The 16448-nt window shown below is 31.8% G+C and carries 10 protein-coding genes; 2 read left to right on the top strand and 8 right to left on the bottom strand.

Going from position 1 to position 16448, the window contains the following annotated elements:
• Positions 1–266: 266 nt before the first annotated feature.
• The 3 genes from ACW0JX_RS02215 to ACW0JX_RS02205 all read right to left on the bottom strand — a co-directional run bounded on the left by ACW0JX_RS02215 (position 267) and on the right by ACW0JX_RS02205 (position 3463).
• Positions 267–497, bottom strand: coding sequence for a hypothetical protein (locus ACW0JX_RS02215; protein ID WP_459245301.1), 231 nt, complete (start codon positions 495–497; stop codon positions 267–269).
• A gap of 445 nt (positions 498–942) precedes the next feature.
• Positions 943–3132, bottom strand: coding sequence for a DNA topoisomerase III (locus ACW0JX_RS02210; RefSeq protein WP_459245300.1), 2190 nt, complete (start codon positions 3130–3132; stop codon positions 943–945).
• A 79-nt stretch (positions 3133–3211) separates the two neighbouring features.
• A complete protein-coding gene (locus ACW0JX_RS02205; RefSeq protein WP_002169259.1) occupies positions 3212–3463 on the bottom strand; it encodes a transposase in 252 nt (83 codons plus the stop codon).
• 115 nt (positions 3464–3578) lie between these two features.
• On the opposite strand from ACW0JX_RS02205, the gene ACW0JX_RS02200 reads away from it, so the two are divergent.
• On the top strand, positions 3579–3806 hold the full coding sequence (locus tag ACW0JX_RS02200; protein ID WP_016103240.1) for a helix-turn-helix domain-containing protein: 228 nt from the start codon (positions 3579–3581) through the stop codon (positions 3804–3806).
• Between the two features lie 171 nt (positions 3807–3977).
• On the opposite strand, the gene ACW0JX_RS02195 is transcribed toward ACW0JX_RS02200, so the two are convergent.
• Genes ACW0JX_RS02195 through ACW0JX_RS02180 form a run of 4 tightly spaced genes read right to left on the bottom strand, consistent with a single transcriptional unit; the run spans position 3978 to position 11491 of the window.
• Complete coding sequence (locus ACW0JX_RS02195; RefSeq protein ID WP_459245299.1) at positions 3978–4691, bottom strand: hypothetical protein; 714 nt, start codon at positions 4689–4691, stop codon at positions 3978–3980.
• A complete protein-coding gene (locus tag ACW0JX_RS02190) occupies positions 4672–6327 on the bottom strand; it encodes a tyrosine-type recombinase/integrase (RefSeq protein ID WP_459245298.1) in 1656 nt (551 codons plus the stop codon). The genes ACW0JX_RS02195 and ACW0JX_RS02190 overlap by 20 nt, the downstream gene beginning before the upstream one ends.
• 1 nt (position 6328) lies before the next feature.
• Entirely contained in the window at positions 6329–10276 is a 3948-nt protein-coding gene (locus ACW0JX_RS02185) for a helix-turn-helix transcriptional regulator (RefSeq protein WP_459245297.1), read from the bottom strand.
• Positions 10277–10279: 3 nt separating this feature from the next.
• The gene (locus ACW0JX_RS02180) at positions 10280–11491 is read right to left on the bottom strand and encodes a site-specific integrase (RefSeq protein ID WP_002201913.1); all 1212 of its coding nucleotides are present in this window, start codon (positions 11489–11491) and stop codon (positions 10280–10282) included.
• A gap of 68 nt (positions 11492–11559) precedes the next feature.
• On the opposite strand from ACW0JX_RS02180, the gene topB reads away from it, so the two are divergent.
• On the top strand, positions 11560–13248 hold the full coding sequence (gene topB, locus ACW0JX_RS02175) for a DNA topoisomerase III (protein ID WP_459245296.1): 1689 nt from the start codon (positions 11560–11562) through the stop codon (positions 13246–13248).
• A 38-nt stretch (positions 13249–13286) separates the two neighbouring features.
• Here the strand turns inward: topB and ACW0JX_RS02170 are convergent, their stop codons facing one another.
• A complete protein-coding gene (locus ACW0JX_RS02170; protein WP_076875927.1) occupies positions 13287–16232 on the bottom strand; it encodes a YhgE/Pip domain-containing protein in 2946 nt (981 codons plus the stop codon).
• Between the last annotated feature and the right edge of the window lie 216 nt (positions 16233–16448).

Below are 16448 nucleotides of genomic sequence, written 5' to 3'. Positions count from 1 at the left end.
AATTTTACCTTACTCCTTCATCCAAACTATTTTTTCATACAACAATCTTGCTCTATACTTAAAATTCTGTTTACTATGCTTCGCCTTAACTACCAGGACACCTTTGTTCTCTATTTTTTTCAGTGAATTCCTTAACCATGTACCACCGTCATTCACTAAATTCACCAACATTTCCTTATTGATATTATACCAGCCTATTAATAAATCCGATGAAAGAATTAATATAGATAAGGGGCGACTTCTTTCTCAGACATCTAACCTATCCCTTATTTATCTAAGTCATAACTATCATACATCATTGTCTTTCTTTTGTACTTTAAGACTTCAATTTTCATACCTATTTCTATTTTGTCATAGACGTGTTTATCTACATTACTCTTGTACTCTTTCTTATCAACTGTATACATAATCTCATATGTTTTAAATCCTCTAGGTGCATATTCTTTCTTGTTTCCTACCTCAGCTACGATAGGTTTTCCATACGTTCTTAACTTCATATCCTCTCCTATTTTTATTACACCAAATAAGAAGGAGAAGAAAAGAATGGCAAGGAGTATGTAAACTCACTTTTCTTTCTTCTTCATCTAACCTATCCCTCTTAGAATAACCCTTTTCTCAACTATAAAAATACCGTAATATCCTCATTTTCATCATACAGGATAAGGAGTTTGAATCCTAATTAATACCATCCTTTTTTCAAAAAACATCTTTTTTATTTTTGAAATGACTTTATTATTCGTGAACACTTTTTATATAGAATTTAGTAGAGCGCATTAAATAAGAGCATGTCTTGAACAATCTTTTTTCAAAACATGCTCTTCATATTTGTTTTTAAATCAAAGTTCAAAAAGTTAATTTAATCGAACATTATTATAAAGCTACATAATTAGTGTTAATCTAATTGGATTTTATTTAAAATCTACGGTTAAACTTAGCTTTTTATTAGTCGAACTTAAGTCCTTTTAGAGCTTCTGCCAGTGCATTATTAAGCGGTTCTTCTTCTTTTTTCTGTTGTTTCATATATTTTTGAACGTCACGTTTATCAGCTTTGTTTCCAGATTCTTTTTTACGTCTCTCCTGGAATGTCGATAATTTCTCGCGATAGCCACATTTGCATGCGAAAATTTGGCCAGCGCCTTCACCACGTAATTCTAGTTTCTTCTTACATTGCGGACAACGAGCATTTGTTGTACGAGATACATTTTTACGGTGACCACATTCACGATCTTGGCAAACAAGCATTTTTCCTTTTTTACCATTCACCTCAAGCATAGGTTTACCACAGTCAGGGCATGACTTTGTAGAGATGTTTTCATGTTTGTATTTTTTGTCACTTGATTTAATTTCCTTCACGATTTCTTTAGCATGCTGTTTCATTTCATTAATAAAGGCATCTTTTTTCAGTTTGCCTTTTGCAATTAGTTCAAGTTTTTGTTCCCACTCTGCTGTCGTAGCTGGCGAACGTAATTCTTCTGGAACTAATTCTAACAGTTGACGACCTTTTGCTGTGATGTAAATATCCTTGCCACCACGTTTTTCGATTAGGAATGAATTAAATAGTTTATCAATAATATCTGCACGTGTCGCTACAGTACCTAATCCACCAGTCGATTTTAATGTATCAGCAAGTTGTTTATTTTGCGTATCCATATATTTTGTAGGATTCTCCATTGCTGAAAGTAAGGTTGCTTCATTAAAGCGTGCAGGTGGCTTTGTTTGGCCTGATGTTTGCATAATTAGTTTTATATTCAATGTATCGCCTTTTTCAATGCGAGGTAAAATCTGTTCTTTTACGTCATCAGTTGCATCATCGTCTTCAAAGCGATTTTCGTATACTTCCTTCCAACCAGCATGTAAAATTGTTTTTCCGCGTGCAATGAACGTTTCATTACCAACCTTTGTACGTAACGTTAGTTGCTCGTATTCGAATGCTGGGAATAAGACAGCTAAGAAACGTTTTACAACTAAATCATAAATTTTACGTTCTTTATCAGTGAAAGTTGAGAAGTTAACATATCCTTCTGTTGGAATAATTGCGTGATGATCGCTTACTTTACTATCATCAACAAATGATTTATTAGATTTTATCGGTTTATTTAAAATTTTATGTGCTAGAGAGCGGTATTCTCCTACACCACATGCCTTTAGACGCTCTGGAAGTGTTCCGACGATATCAGATGAAATGTAGCGTGAATCCGTACGAGGATACGTTAGCACTTTATGCTGTTCATACAACTTCTGCATAATATTTAATGTTTCTTTAGCAGAGTAACCGAACTTTTTATTTGCATCACGTTGTAGCTCAGTTAAATCATAAAGACCAGGAGAGAATGACTTCTTCTGCTTTTTATCAATCTCCACAACAGTAGCATTTTGCTTATCTAGGCTCTTTACGATACTATCAATTTTTTCTTTGTTAAAGCTTCGATTATTCCCGTTAGTGTCTTGCCAAGTTATTTTGACTGAATCAGTTTGTGCTTCAATGCCATAGTACACTTGTGGTTTGAAGTTTTTAATTTCATCTTCACGTGCAGCTATCATGGCTACAGTAGGCGTCTGAACACGCCCACAATTTAACTGTGCATTATATTGGGTCGTTAAAGCTCTAGTAGCATTTAGTCCGATGTACCAATCTGCCTCAGAACGAGCTACTGCAGCAAAATATAAGTTTTCGTATGCTTTACCAGGTTTTAAATTATTGAATCCATCTTTGATTGCCTTATCTGTTACGGATGAAATCCATAAGCGTTTGATTGTTTTATTTACTTTAGCTTTGGCAATAATCCAACGGGCCACTAACTCACCTTCACGCCCCGCATCTGTTGCAATAATGATTTCATTTACGTCATTACGATTTAACTGTGATTTAACGGAATTAAACTGTTTACCGGACTGTTTGATTACTGATAGTTTTAAACGATCAGGTAGCATTGGTAAATCTTCTAAATTCCACTTTTGATATTTCTTATCATACATTTCTGGATCAGCTAAGGTTACTAGATGTCCAAGTGCCCATGTTACGATATATTTATCGCCCTCTAAAAAGCCGTTCCCTTTTTTATTACATTTCAGTACATTCGCAATATCACGAGCTACTGATGGTTTTTCTGCTAATACTAAGCTTTTTGCCATATTTTCATACTCCTTAAATATCTTGTACTTTATACTATAACACAGTTCTAATACATGAAATATGGATAAAGGATTAGTTCTATTTTGAAGTCATTATTGTCATTGCTTGTTTAAGTATTTCTACTTCCTGTTTTAAACGTTTATTTTCTTTTTGAATGGCACTGAATTCTTTAAAAGAAATAGCCGATTCATCAGCATATAGTTTTATCCAAGAATAGATTGCGGTGGGTGACACTTTATATTCCTTACCCAGTTCAGTTGTTGCCCTTCCTTCAAGATGTAATTGAACAATTTTCTTTTTAAAACTTTCGTCATATTTCTTACTAGACATAAAAAATCTCCTTCAAAAAATGTTTATTAATATTGTAGCATCACCTCTTTATGATGACTATAGTCGGTCGATTAAATTAGTGGATTTCTTAGTTAATTAACTAAGAGGTGAGCTTATGGAGATATCAAAAGCTTTTGGTACCGTGTTAAGAAAACACAGAAAACTAGCTGGTCTTTCCCAAGAACAATTGGCGTTACAATGCGACCTAGATAGAACTTTTATTGGATTACTAGAACGCGGACAAAGACAGCCTAGCATTACTACGATATTTATTATTTGTGGGGTACTAAAAATAATGCCTCATGAATTGATTAAAGAAGTTGAAAGTTTATGCGTTATTTAAATGATGTATTTCACAAAACACAGAGGGAAATTGAAGAGCGAATATACTATACTATACTATACTATACTATACGAAAGCATGCCTAAATTAAGAGGACCCATGCTAGTGTTGAGTAAGGTTCTCTTAATTATAAGCAAAATATATTTTTTGTTTTTCCACTTTATTGGCAAACTATAAATCTAAGTCTTCGATAAGTGTATTTTTTGTCTTCGTTATTGTTACTACATTATCAATTTTATTGTCGGTATTAAGCCCTAGTATAGCCTTATTAGGCTGTTCTTTAAACATATCCTGAAATAGCTGTTCCACTGTAGCAGATCTAGTTTTTCCAGTTGTAATTAAATTTATTAGATCAAGCTCTTTAACACTTGATAAATTTGCCCATTGAAAAAGAACATTTTGATAGATTTCATTATTGTCCTTAAGATTTGCAATCTCAGCCTTAAGTTCGACGATTTCTTGTGTCATCTTAGCTTCTTTTTCTTTGAGTTGCTTGTAGCGAGTAGATATTTTTCGATAGCCATACTCATTTACCTTCAGTTGATTAATAATTTTCTTTTTAGTAGCTGGAGTGTCTTGTGATAATCTGTTTATAACATCATTTGTTGAGATAATTTCAATGTATTGATTATTGTTTTCTATTAAAGCGCTTCGCTTTTTATTGATTTCATCAACTAGCAGTTTTCCTTGACGACCAGGTTTTCTCCAAAAATCTTCACTCAGTTTAAAATCTAATATTCCTTTGTTATATTCTTCTAGCGCAAAAAGAGAGATTTCTTTATACCTTATAATTTGAACATTTTCCTGATTTCTTAAGAAATCATCAACAATCTTTAGAAGAATATCTTTAGAATATATTTTAGGCTTACGCCCTCGACTTTTCATACATTTCAAACCTTTCCTTTAGTTTTGCTAATTGGTATAATGCATCTTTTACTTTCTTAGAACTTTCAATTAACTGATAATTGAATTGCGAATTTTTTTCATCATATACATCATTTTTATGATGTATGAGACCGGTTTTATGAAGTGCTAATAGTTTATCGATGCATAATTTAAGAACACACTCTTGATTAACAAGGATGTTTTGTAATTTATCATAATGTTTTTGGTAATCATCGAAGGTTATTCTCCAATGTTTACAGAGATAGTGTTCATCTACGGGACAGTCTTGTAAAGGATCTGTACAATAACCGATTTCTAATGGAATTTTAACAACTTCAGAAACTTCCGTAGTGGTATTCATCGCATTTTTGAAAATAATTTCTTTGAAAAATTCGTTTGAAAGGTCACCTAAATGTCTTTTTTGATTCGCTAATAATTTTATTAGGTCTGAATCAACCCAATATTCCAAGTGGTTATGATAAGCCATTTGAGAATAAATAGAATTGTGTCCCCCTAATCTAGCAATCTCACTGGGATGATAACCTTGCAACATTAAATTCAAAAATGCAAAATGGCGAGTATCATTTGGTCTTATTTTCCTATAAATATTGTAAGGTGATTGGATATGTGGCTCCAAGCTGTTCTCTAATAATTTGAGGCCATACTTCCCACAAACAATTTCACTATAAAATTTGTTTAATAAATTCTTGAAATTTGTGTAATTAAAGATTTCTGGTTTTATATTTCGAACTGTACTAGACGTTTGCAATAATGTTTTAGACGGTTTAACAGAATATATTTTTTGTTGATATAATTTGATTGAATTGGCAATTTTATCCGAAATCAAAATTTTGTCGTAAGCGATTTTACGATTCCTTAGATTTTTGCTTCGAGGTAAAGATAAAAAACATCCTTCTTTATTAAAATTTAAACAATCAAATTTCAAATTACAAAATTCGTTAATACGTATTGGGATAATGTTTGTTAAATTCCACCATAAATAAATTGGATAGTAGTCCAAATATTCTTTATCAATTTCCTCATTTGAAAAGTATACTTCAACTATTAAAGAAAATTTAAGAACATCTTGGCTTGATGGTAATTTTCTTATTGAAGTTGATTTCTGTATTTGATAGTATCTTAAAATTAGTTCCAGATACTCTTCTGGCACTATCAGATCTTGGCAAAAATCTAGAAATTCTAATAGAAAAGATGCTTTAGTTTGTAGAGAATTATGTTTAAGCTCTTTAGAAAAATAGTTAAGTTCAAATTCATCTATTGCTTCTAGATTAAATCCTTTACTTAGGATCAGTGCATCCTTTGCTCTTCTTGTTTTCCTTGTCAAATGCTGAAAGCTGTTACCATCCTCTAAAAGTAAAATAAACCAAGATTTTAATAGCAAGATAAATTGGTCAGTATCAAACTTCTTTGATGAAAAAGAATCGAAGCTAAAGTCTACAAAATATGTTTGTGAAAAATATTCATCATAAATATTCCATCTGTTATTGGATGCTTCGGCTGTAAGATTTACACCCGTGCCTTTAAGACTGTTTATCCTATCTTGTAAAGTGCCACGGAGACTCTCATTATAATGAGTTGAGGTAGACGAAAAATCCAAACTATGATTATTCTCCATATTAATTGCCTCCAATTGTTAGATTTTCATTTATACTATCTAAGCTGCGTATGTTATTTAAGAAATCTGAGTAGTCCTTGCCTAAAAATGAGCTTAGTACATTTTCTCCAAATTGTTTTTTAGCAGTACTTATTAAGGAAAGGTTTTTGTATAATAAATTAGCTAATCTAACCCTTTCGCCTTTATAAGAAATGTTTTTAATCTGTTCTAATTTAGGTATCAAATTATTTAGGTTGTAAACAGTCTTTGTTAGTACATAGAAATGTGGGATTGCAAATGGACAACTGTTACATTTTCTATCTAGATATAAACAATCACCAAGAATACATTGCCAAAAAGATTCTTTGGCCGGCAATTGATTCATATTTATTAAATCCAATACTTCTCTCTGTTGTTCTTGTGATAAACTCTTAACGAACTCGTATAATGGTTTCTTTTGTTCTTCAATTGCATTTAACATTATGGAGAAATTTTCAATTTTATATATGTCTCCAAAAACTGTGGCTAACAGATTTTTTTCATTGTTTTCCATAAAATTATTTTGAGATTCACCAATAACAATTTGTTTTAAATAATCGTAGGTATAACCAAAATAGCCTTTATCGAATAATTGCTTACTAATTTTATTTAGATGTTCTTCATTTACATGGACATATCTGTTGGTAGTGTCTAAAGAATCATGATTTCTAATGAATTTAGTAATCTCCAAAGGATTACGATTTGTTTTTTGTTTTAGGATTGAATTCACAAAGGTTATAAATGTACTGTTAGCCATTAGCGATTTAAATTTAAAATTATTTATAGGAAAATTCCCGAAAAATTTATCATGCATGCTAGTAGTCAATTCGTTTGAATTACCTAAATCAATTAAGTTATTTCTTTTTGAATTTATCAATTGAGCCTTAAGTTCACATAAAACTATGGCATTAGCTACAGGTACAATCATATCTTCAGAAATAAAGAAAAAAGCCTTTTTACCATTTTTGTTATGATAAACATTCATTAAGTTTGATTTTAACTCCCAGATGATTTTTGTAGCTTCCTCTAAGGTTAAATTGTGATTTTCAAATGATTTATAATCCTGCACAGGGATAGACAAGGGGATACGAGGTATCTTTTCAATAAAATCAGTACTTCTCCATCCGTTATTTAAATGAAGCATTACGTATAACCAAATTGATTCATAATTCCCCTTTGTCCCATCCATTGATTTTGCTTTATATTCAGAAATAGCATTTTCTTTATGGAATTTACTGTCTTTAACATAGTCCAGTAGTGTTAAAAACTCATTAGTCGAATAGATTTTCTTATTGTGTTTAGAGTTTGCTAAACGCTCTTTTTTTTCCACATGGGGGTTATTAAGTTTTGAAACCAAGTACTTACAATTGGGAAATTTTGAAAACAAGTGATTAAAGAAACTATATAAAGATTCTTTGTAAGCACCTGGAACTTTATTGTTTAAAAATACGAAATTAATCTCATTAGAAGTCATGCCCATAATTTCTTTTGAAATTAATGTCGACTGTAGTAATTCTGTTATTTTAATAAATCGAACAAAAAGTTTCTTGATCGTTTTAATATTTCCGTTTGAACTTAATAATTTTTTTGAAACAAAATTATGCCATGCCTTTTCTGTACCTTTAACTAAATTTGGAAAATGCAAACCTAATTCTTTGACTGCTTTCAAAAAGATTTTATCTGGGAGGGTAGTGTACTCCAATTCATTTTTATATTGTTCAATTAAATTGGGGGATTTTAATGATTTTAAATAATCATCAATAACTTTCTTAGGATATACAATTCTAAGTTTTTTTAGCCGACCGAACCTCAAATGAGATGGTATTTGAAACTTTTCTCTATTTTTATTTAATACAGGGCTGGGGACTTTAGTAATTGCTTCATCATAAGTATAGTTTAAGTTTAATAAATTATTTTGCTCTTCATATAACTTTTTTAAAAGATTAGAACAATCTTCTAGCAAATAATAATTAAGATTCTCGTACTCCAACTTTAAGATACGAAAGTTTTCTTTATTTTCATCAAACTGTTTTCTTGAATAGTCTAATTGGATTATTAAATCTTTTTCGGAAATTATGGTTTTAATTTTGTCATTTATAGAGGGCGTTGAATAGTTTGTTATTTCCTCTATAATTTGTACGATTTTTTCATCTTCTAAATGCCCAAGTACTTGAAGTGAGCTCTTTATTTCTGAGATGGTGTTTGGATCATATTTTATAACATCAATAGGATCCGTAATAGTAGTTGATTGATTAGTTTCTATAGGTGAAACATGTTTTTTGATTTTCTCAGTAATCAGTGCATTCTTTTCCTTCTCTAAATATTCAAGCATCTGGAATGAACTCTCTGCTCGTGGGATAATAGTTGAATCCTGTTGTATATCATTAATAGATTCCAAAACATTGGTCGTTTGATTATTAATAGTAATTTGCCGTTGTTTGTCATTTATTCTTGCAAGAATGGCATCGATTTTATCTTTCGGAAAAGCTACATGAGATTTATAGAATTTTTTAAATTTCACTTCAATCGGTAATTCTTCAGAAATAACGGGAATGTTAAAATTTGAGCAAATTCTGTAGAACTTACTTATTTTATATCCTAGTAAATATTCTACTTCACTAATTAAATAATAATTCGAATCGTAGTAGTTATATAAATCCGTCCTCCTTTTAACAAAATCATCAATCTCATCCTTGGGCCAATAATTTTGACCTAATGGAGAAATTTTTATAGGAGGGATCCTAAGTTTAGCCATATATCTATTAATATTACTTGGTATATCAAGCAATTCCATTAATTGTCTAGAAGTATAATATTCAGTTAAAACATTATTAGTTTCAGCTAGATCGCGATATTGCTTCTTTAGATCGAGAAATTGTTCCTTATCATAGAAAATAACGGCACTCGCAAACTTATATACGTTATCAATAGGCCTTGTATGGATAGGGGTTAATTTACGAATAAGTTTTTTAGAATATCCTAAGACTTTTATTTGACCACCAGTTATTTTGGTTTCAAGGTTATGTTCATAATTTTTATCTATAATATTTTTCAAGGAATCTATACTTGATTTGTCATAATAATTAATTTCATATTTCCCGTTTGAAGTTAATGCAATGTCATATTCTTGAATTACCTTTTTGAACTTTTTAGTATTTGTATAGCCTAAATGTTCTTTAGCATCCTTTTCGCAGATAGTATGAGTTAAAATTTTTCTGGATTTTAACTTTCCCTCCACTTCGACTTTATCATAAAAGGCGAGCACCCCAGCGTACTCATTAATTCTATCGATATGTTCTGCCTTAACCTTTTGAAGTACTATCCTATCATTTTTTTTAAATCCTAGTTCCTGCACTTGCTGAGTGCTCAAACGATTGGCTTTATTAAATGAATACCTTTTTTTAACTAAGTCAATAAAGGATTTTATATCTGATTCCTTATAATACTTGAAAGAGCTATATCCTCTTTTTACTTCTTTAATATCGCAATCATTTAATGCTTGTTGAAGTTGGTGGTGGGTTTTAAAACCCACTAATTCCATTATTTGCGAAAGTGATAATAATTCACAACTACAGTTTTTAGATGCTAAATATGCATTTACTTCTAATTTGTCATAGAAATAAGAGACTCCAGTAAAAGTCCTATATCTATCGAAAAGCTCAGTATGTTCGCTCTTAAGAATATCTCTATCGTGTTGAGTGCATCCTAACGTGATAAGTTCTTTAGGAGTATATTTATTTAAGCAATTGTCTTTATATCGTTTTTCAAGAACATTCCGTAAATTGTTTATAATATTGGTATCATAAACAATTTCTTTAGAATTATTAATACTTACTTTTTGTATTAAGGCTTCTTTAAGAAATAATCTAGTTTGGTATATTGATAAGTTAAGGAGAGTTGAAACCTCTTTTAATGTCATATGATTAGGCAAGTCCTACACTTCCTTTAGTATGTCAAAATTATTAATTGCTAAATTCATAGAGCTAAGTAATGTATTTTCATCTACATAACTTAATGCAGACTGTAAGCTTCTATCGCCTCTAGCTAATGCAATTTGGGTAGGAGTTAGACCCAAATCTATTAATATGTTCGTGAAAACGCCCCTGCCAATATGTGTAGACCATTTATTGTTTGTTAACAGTATATAATCTTCGACTTGATTTTTTGCTAGTAAGTCATTTAAAAATTGTTGTTTAATCTTATCAATTTTTGCTGAATATCTTTTTCCCCTTAAAGCTTTGAAATTCCTCGCTGAGATAAAAAGTGCTTCGGAAGTTCCTTTAGTTAGTTTAGTTAGCATTTTTAGATGTTCTTCACATAGGGGCTTTACAATTTCAGGACAAATACACATTTGATCTCTTGGATATTTAACTTGAATATCCGCCTTGTTTATTGCATCTGCAAATAAGATGTTTTGATTGTCTCTAATCTCAATTATTAGGTTGCTATTAGTCCATTTTAAACTAGAGCATTTTAAGTTAATGACTTCAGAACGTCTTAATCCCCCAAAGAATTGTAAAGCTATACCTAACGCCATTAATGGTTCAATACGCTTTGCTGTCATAATAAAATCTATAATTAGTCTATTTCTATTTTTACCGAAGTCTTTAATAACATTATTTTGAATGGAATTTCTTATTGGTAAAATAATATCTAAATCATTAGTGTTTTCAAAAATGTTAGTTTCTATTTTCCTGCTTTTTTGACCATAATAAACGGTCTGGTAATTCACACTAAAGGCCTGGTGAATTATGTTTTCTGACTTCAACCAATGGAAAAGTTTGTTTAGATACTGTATCTCAGTTTTTACATATTCACTCTTTAATTCACCTGCTCTACTTTTTAATGATAAATAGGAGATATAATCAGCTCCATGTTGAAGAGTTAAACTGCTTAGCCCCCCTATAATTAATTCAGGATAACTATCTTTATTTTTATATAAATGATTTAAAAATCTTGTTATTACATAAGCTGCATTTCTTTGACTATTAATAGACTTTCCCTTATTTTTATATTCTCTTTTTATAAAATTTGAAAGAGGTGAAGGAAATATTAGATAACTATTTTCTTTAATTCCGATACCAATACTACTGAATATTTCTCCGTTTTTTGAAGTTTCATCAAATTCCCTTACAACAAATCTCATAGTTCCCTCCCGTAAGTTCTATTACTATGTTTATTTACTTTTTATACCCAAAATAAAAATGTACATGGGTGAAATTATTATTGATATCATTACTATTAAAAGAATATATTAAATTTCGCCCTAAAAACAGTATACATGTGCAAACTCCTACTGTTGCAATGATCGCTAGTCGTGAGGATGAAATAAAGAACTTCAAAGCACAAACTTACTACGGCATCGAAGCTCAAACAATGGAGAAACTCAAACTTACTTGGCAAGATACAAATGGCAATAGCCGTAGTTTTAATAAAGAAAAAATTGATGATATTGTAAAAAGTTTAGATAAACAAAATGCTACCGTTGTGGAAATTGATAAGAAACAGAAGAAGTCATTCTCTCCTGGTCTTTATGATTTAACTGAATTGCAACGTGATGCAAATAAAAAGTTCGGTTACTCTGCTAAAGAAACATTAAATATTATGCAGAAATTGTATGAACAGCATAAAGTGCTAACGTACCCTCGTACAGATTCACGCTACATTTCATCTGATATCGTTGGAACACTTCCAGAACGTCTAAAAGCATGTGGTGTTGGAGAATACCGTCCCTTCGCACATAAAGTATTACAAAAGCCTATCAAACCTAACAAATCATTTGTTGATGATAGTAAAGTAAGCGATCATCATGCGATTATTCCAACAGAAGGATACGTTAACTTCTCAGCATTCACAGATAAAGAACGCAAAATTTATGATTTAGTTGTAAAACGTTTCTTAGCTGTTTTATTCCCAGCATTCGAATACGAGCAACTAACATTACGTACTAAAGTTGGTAGTGAAACGTTCATTGCACGCGGAAAAACAATTTTACATGCTGGTTGGAAGGAAGTATACGAAAATCGATTTGAAGACGATGATGTAACTGATGACGTAAAAGAGCAGCTTCTACCTCGCATTGAAAAGGGCGATACATTAACTGTAAAGTTAATTATGCAAACATCAGGTCAAACGAAAGCACCTGCACGCTTTAATGAAGCAACTTTACTTTCAGCAATGGAGAATCCTACAAAATATATGGATACGCAAAATAAACAACTCGCTGATACATTAAAATCGACTGGTGGATTAGGTACTGTAGCAACGCGTGCAGATATTATCGACAAACTTTTCAACTCTTTCTTAATTGAAAAACGTGGTAAAGATATTCACATTACATCAAAAGGTCGTCAGTTACTTGATTTAGTACCAGAAGAATTAAAATCACCTACACTAACTGGTGAGTGGGAACAAAAACTTGAGGCAATTGCAAAAGGAAAATTAAAGAAAGAAGTATTCATTTCGGAAATGAAGAACTATACGAAAGAAATTGTTTCTGAAATTAAATCGAGTGATAAAAAATATAAACATGACAACATTTCAACGAAGTCTTGTCCAGACTGTGGTAAACCAATGCTAGAAGTAAACGGCAAAAAGGGAAAAATGCTCGTATGCCAAGATCGTGAATGTGGTCATCGTAAAAATGTATCTCGTACAACAAACGCTCGCTGTCCGCAATGTAAGAAGAAACTAGAATTACGTGGTGAAGGTGCAGGTCAAATCTTTGCATGTAAATGTGGCTATCGCGAGAAATTATCAACATTCCAAGAGCGACGTAAAAAAGAATCTGGAAACAAAGCTGATAAACGTGACGTTCAAAAATATATGAAACAACAGAAAAAAGAAGAAGAACCATTAAACAACCCGTTCGCAGACGCATTAAAAAAATTAAAGTTCGATTAAACAAAAAGGTTCCTACCGCTCTCGGTAGGAACCTTTTCTTAGTGAATGATTTTACTTCCTTTTGCATTCTCAACGAATTTTTCACTTGATTTGTTAATTGGTGTTTTCAGTAATAACGCAGCAACAATCATAACTACTACGAAAGCACTTAACACAAGTAAATCTCGCGTTACGATATCCCATAGCATTCCGCCTACTGTTTCACGAATTGCACTAATTGCATATGTGAACGGTAAGAACGGATAAATTGCTTGGAAGAACGCTGGTGTCATTTGGATTGGGAATGTTCCGCCCGATCCTGCTACTTGTAGTACAAGTAAAATGATCGCCATCGATTTCCCAACGTTTCCGAAAATAGAAACGAGTGAGTATACGATACAAACGAAGACTCCACCAATAAATAAACTAAATAACACAAACCAGAACTTATCGACTACGTACGTACCGAGTAAGAATATATCTCCCATCGATACGATAAACGCTTGTGAAAGACCTATCGTTAAGAATGTTAATAAACGTCCAAAGTAAATTTCATGGCTCTTATAATTTGCGCCCTCTTCATGTACTTCTACCGTTAATAATGAAACCATTAATAATGCGCCTACCCATAATGCAAGCACTGTATAGAATGGTGACATCGCTGAACCGTAGTTCGGCATCGCAAATAATTTATTCTCTTTTAAATTGACTGGATTCGCAAAGTAATCACTTTGCTTTTCAACATCGTTTTTCAATAAGCGTATGATGTCTTTTATATCTTCTTCAGATTCAAAATCACGAATTTTATTTGCTAAGTCTTTAATCTTTTTCTCAGTCTCCGGCATTTCAGCTTTAATGTCTACTAATTTCTTTCTACCGTCTACCAAGCCTTTTGATGAATCTTCTAGTAACTTTTTAACATCTGGAAGCTTTTTGTCTGCCTCTTTTAAAATTTGAGATGTGTTTTTAGACATCTCTTTTGTGCGAGCAATTGCTGCATTGAAATTTGGAGTGATTTCTGAGTCATATTTAGCTAAAATGTCACCAATTTGGCCCGAAACACTTTTAGACACTTGATTAATACTTTCAATAACATCTGCTGCTGGTTTTTGACCTTTATTAATAGCGTCAATTCCTTTATCAGTTAAATCGATTCCTTTTTGGAAACCATCTTTTACTTTATTTAACTTAGCGATTGTGCCATTAAGATTTTTATCACTATTCACATCAGCTAACACTTTATTTGTACTTTCCAGAACTGGAATCATGTCATTAACTAAATTCCATCCTGCTTTGAACTGTCCATTCACATCATTTAAGGCTACTTTTGTAGAATCTAATCCATTAACACCTTTGTTACTTAAGTCTTCTCTTGCTTTTTCAAGCTCCGTTTTTAATCTACTGTAATCATTTACAGCTTTATCATATTTCTCTCTACCATTGTTTAATATCTCATTAGCCTTATTTATATCTTGATTTAAATTGCCTCTAAGCTGCTGTGCATTTTCTTGCGCATTTTCAGCCTTACTTTTCAGTTGCTCAGCTGTACTTACTGCTTTTTCAAAATCAGCTACAAACGTTGCATTATAATCCTTTTCAGCTTGATTTACTAAATTATTTACTGCATCTAATTTTTGATTTACAGCATCTCGCACATCTTGTTTAACTTCTTGTCCGGAACTAATTAAATCTCCTACATGCTTAACCCTATTGTTAGCATCCACCATAGAATTTTTAAGCACCGTTAAACTTTCCACTCTGTTTCCAAAGAACTGTTTACCGAATTCCGTGGAAGCTGATTCCTTGAAAGCTGTAAAGAAATCAATCAAATATGAAACACTATCGATACGCTCTTGGAGGAGCTTTGAAGCATCCTGCACATTTTTCTGTGCTACAGCTGGATCCACGCCTTTATTTTGAAGGCCATCCATAACACTCTTTACATATGCCGTTCCAACACGAGTAGAATTGAAAACAGTGTTTACAGTTTGATCAATATTTTTAGCAATATTTTTATACCCTTCACCATTCACTTGTGGTAATGCTGGAATCTCTGGTATTTGTGGAATAGTTATATTAGGTAAGACTGGTAATTTAGCTGGATCTGGCAATGTCAGATTAAAGTCAAATGCCGGATTTTTTAAGTAATCCGTAATTTTCGCTGCAGCATCCAATCCCTGCTGCATTACTGTTAAATTATTTTTAATAGTTCCCGGAGCGCGATTCAATGTTTCATCATTTCTCGCAAAGAATTTATCTAAATTCCCTAACGCTTCTTGCCCATCATTCATAACACTTTCTACAACTGGCAACTCTTTTTGCGCTACTTTCACAACATCTTCTGCTCGAGTTGCATCATCTAATGCCTTATCCATGAGTGTATTCATTTCTGGGAACTGCGCTTCTAACTTAAATACAAGATCTTTTACTTTTTCGATACTTGGTAAGTTTGTTTCTAAATCGATTCCAAGATCATTGAAAATTTTAAAAATCTCACCGTTTGCTGTTTTTACAAAGTTTTTACTAATTTCTTCTGTAATACCTGATGCACCTTTTGCTGTAATCTTCGGTGCAATCGCGTTTACTTTTTCATTCACATAGTAATCCAGTTCTGGTTTTTTAGGATTTTCATCCAGAACAGTTGCAATTTTTTCAGAGAAGTCTTTTGGAATCGTAATACTTGCATAATAATCCCCACGCTCAACTCCGTAAATTGCTTGTTTTTCATCTACAAATTTCCAGCCAAGATTTTTGTTTTTCTTAAGGGAGTCTACAATCTCTTTCCCGATATTAATATCTTTCCCTCTTAAATTAGAACCTGCATCTTGGTTAGAAACTGCAATGGGAACCTCTTTTGTATTTCCATACGGATCCCAAGAAGCTTTAATGTTAAACCATGCATATAACGATGGTAAAATCATTAATCCTAAAACAATAACAATTGCAGCCCAATGTTTGGCTACATTCCGTAAATCTGTCTTATAAATACGCCAAATCTGTTTCATAGAAGTTATCACCTAATTATATATTTTTCCTTCTTTAGAAAATGATACATGCATTTTGCAATTATATCACTTTCTACATCGTGTATTAACCAAAAACGTACTATTTTTTCCCATTAACTTTCACTTACTTTATTATATAACGAAGTGAGTCAAAGTATGAATACAAAATGACCAAATCGGTTTTACATTCAATAATAACAAATATATATGAAATGT

Source organism: Bacillus sp. C-3-6 (assembly GCF_054509685.1).
Note: the sequence above shows the minus strand (reverse complement) of the source record. Positions and strands in the feature narration are given on the sequence as shown.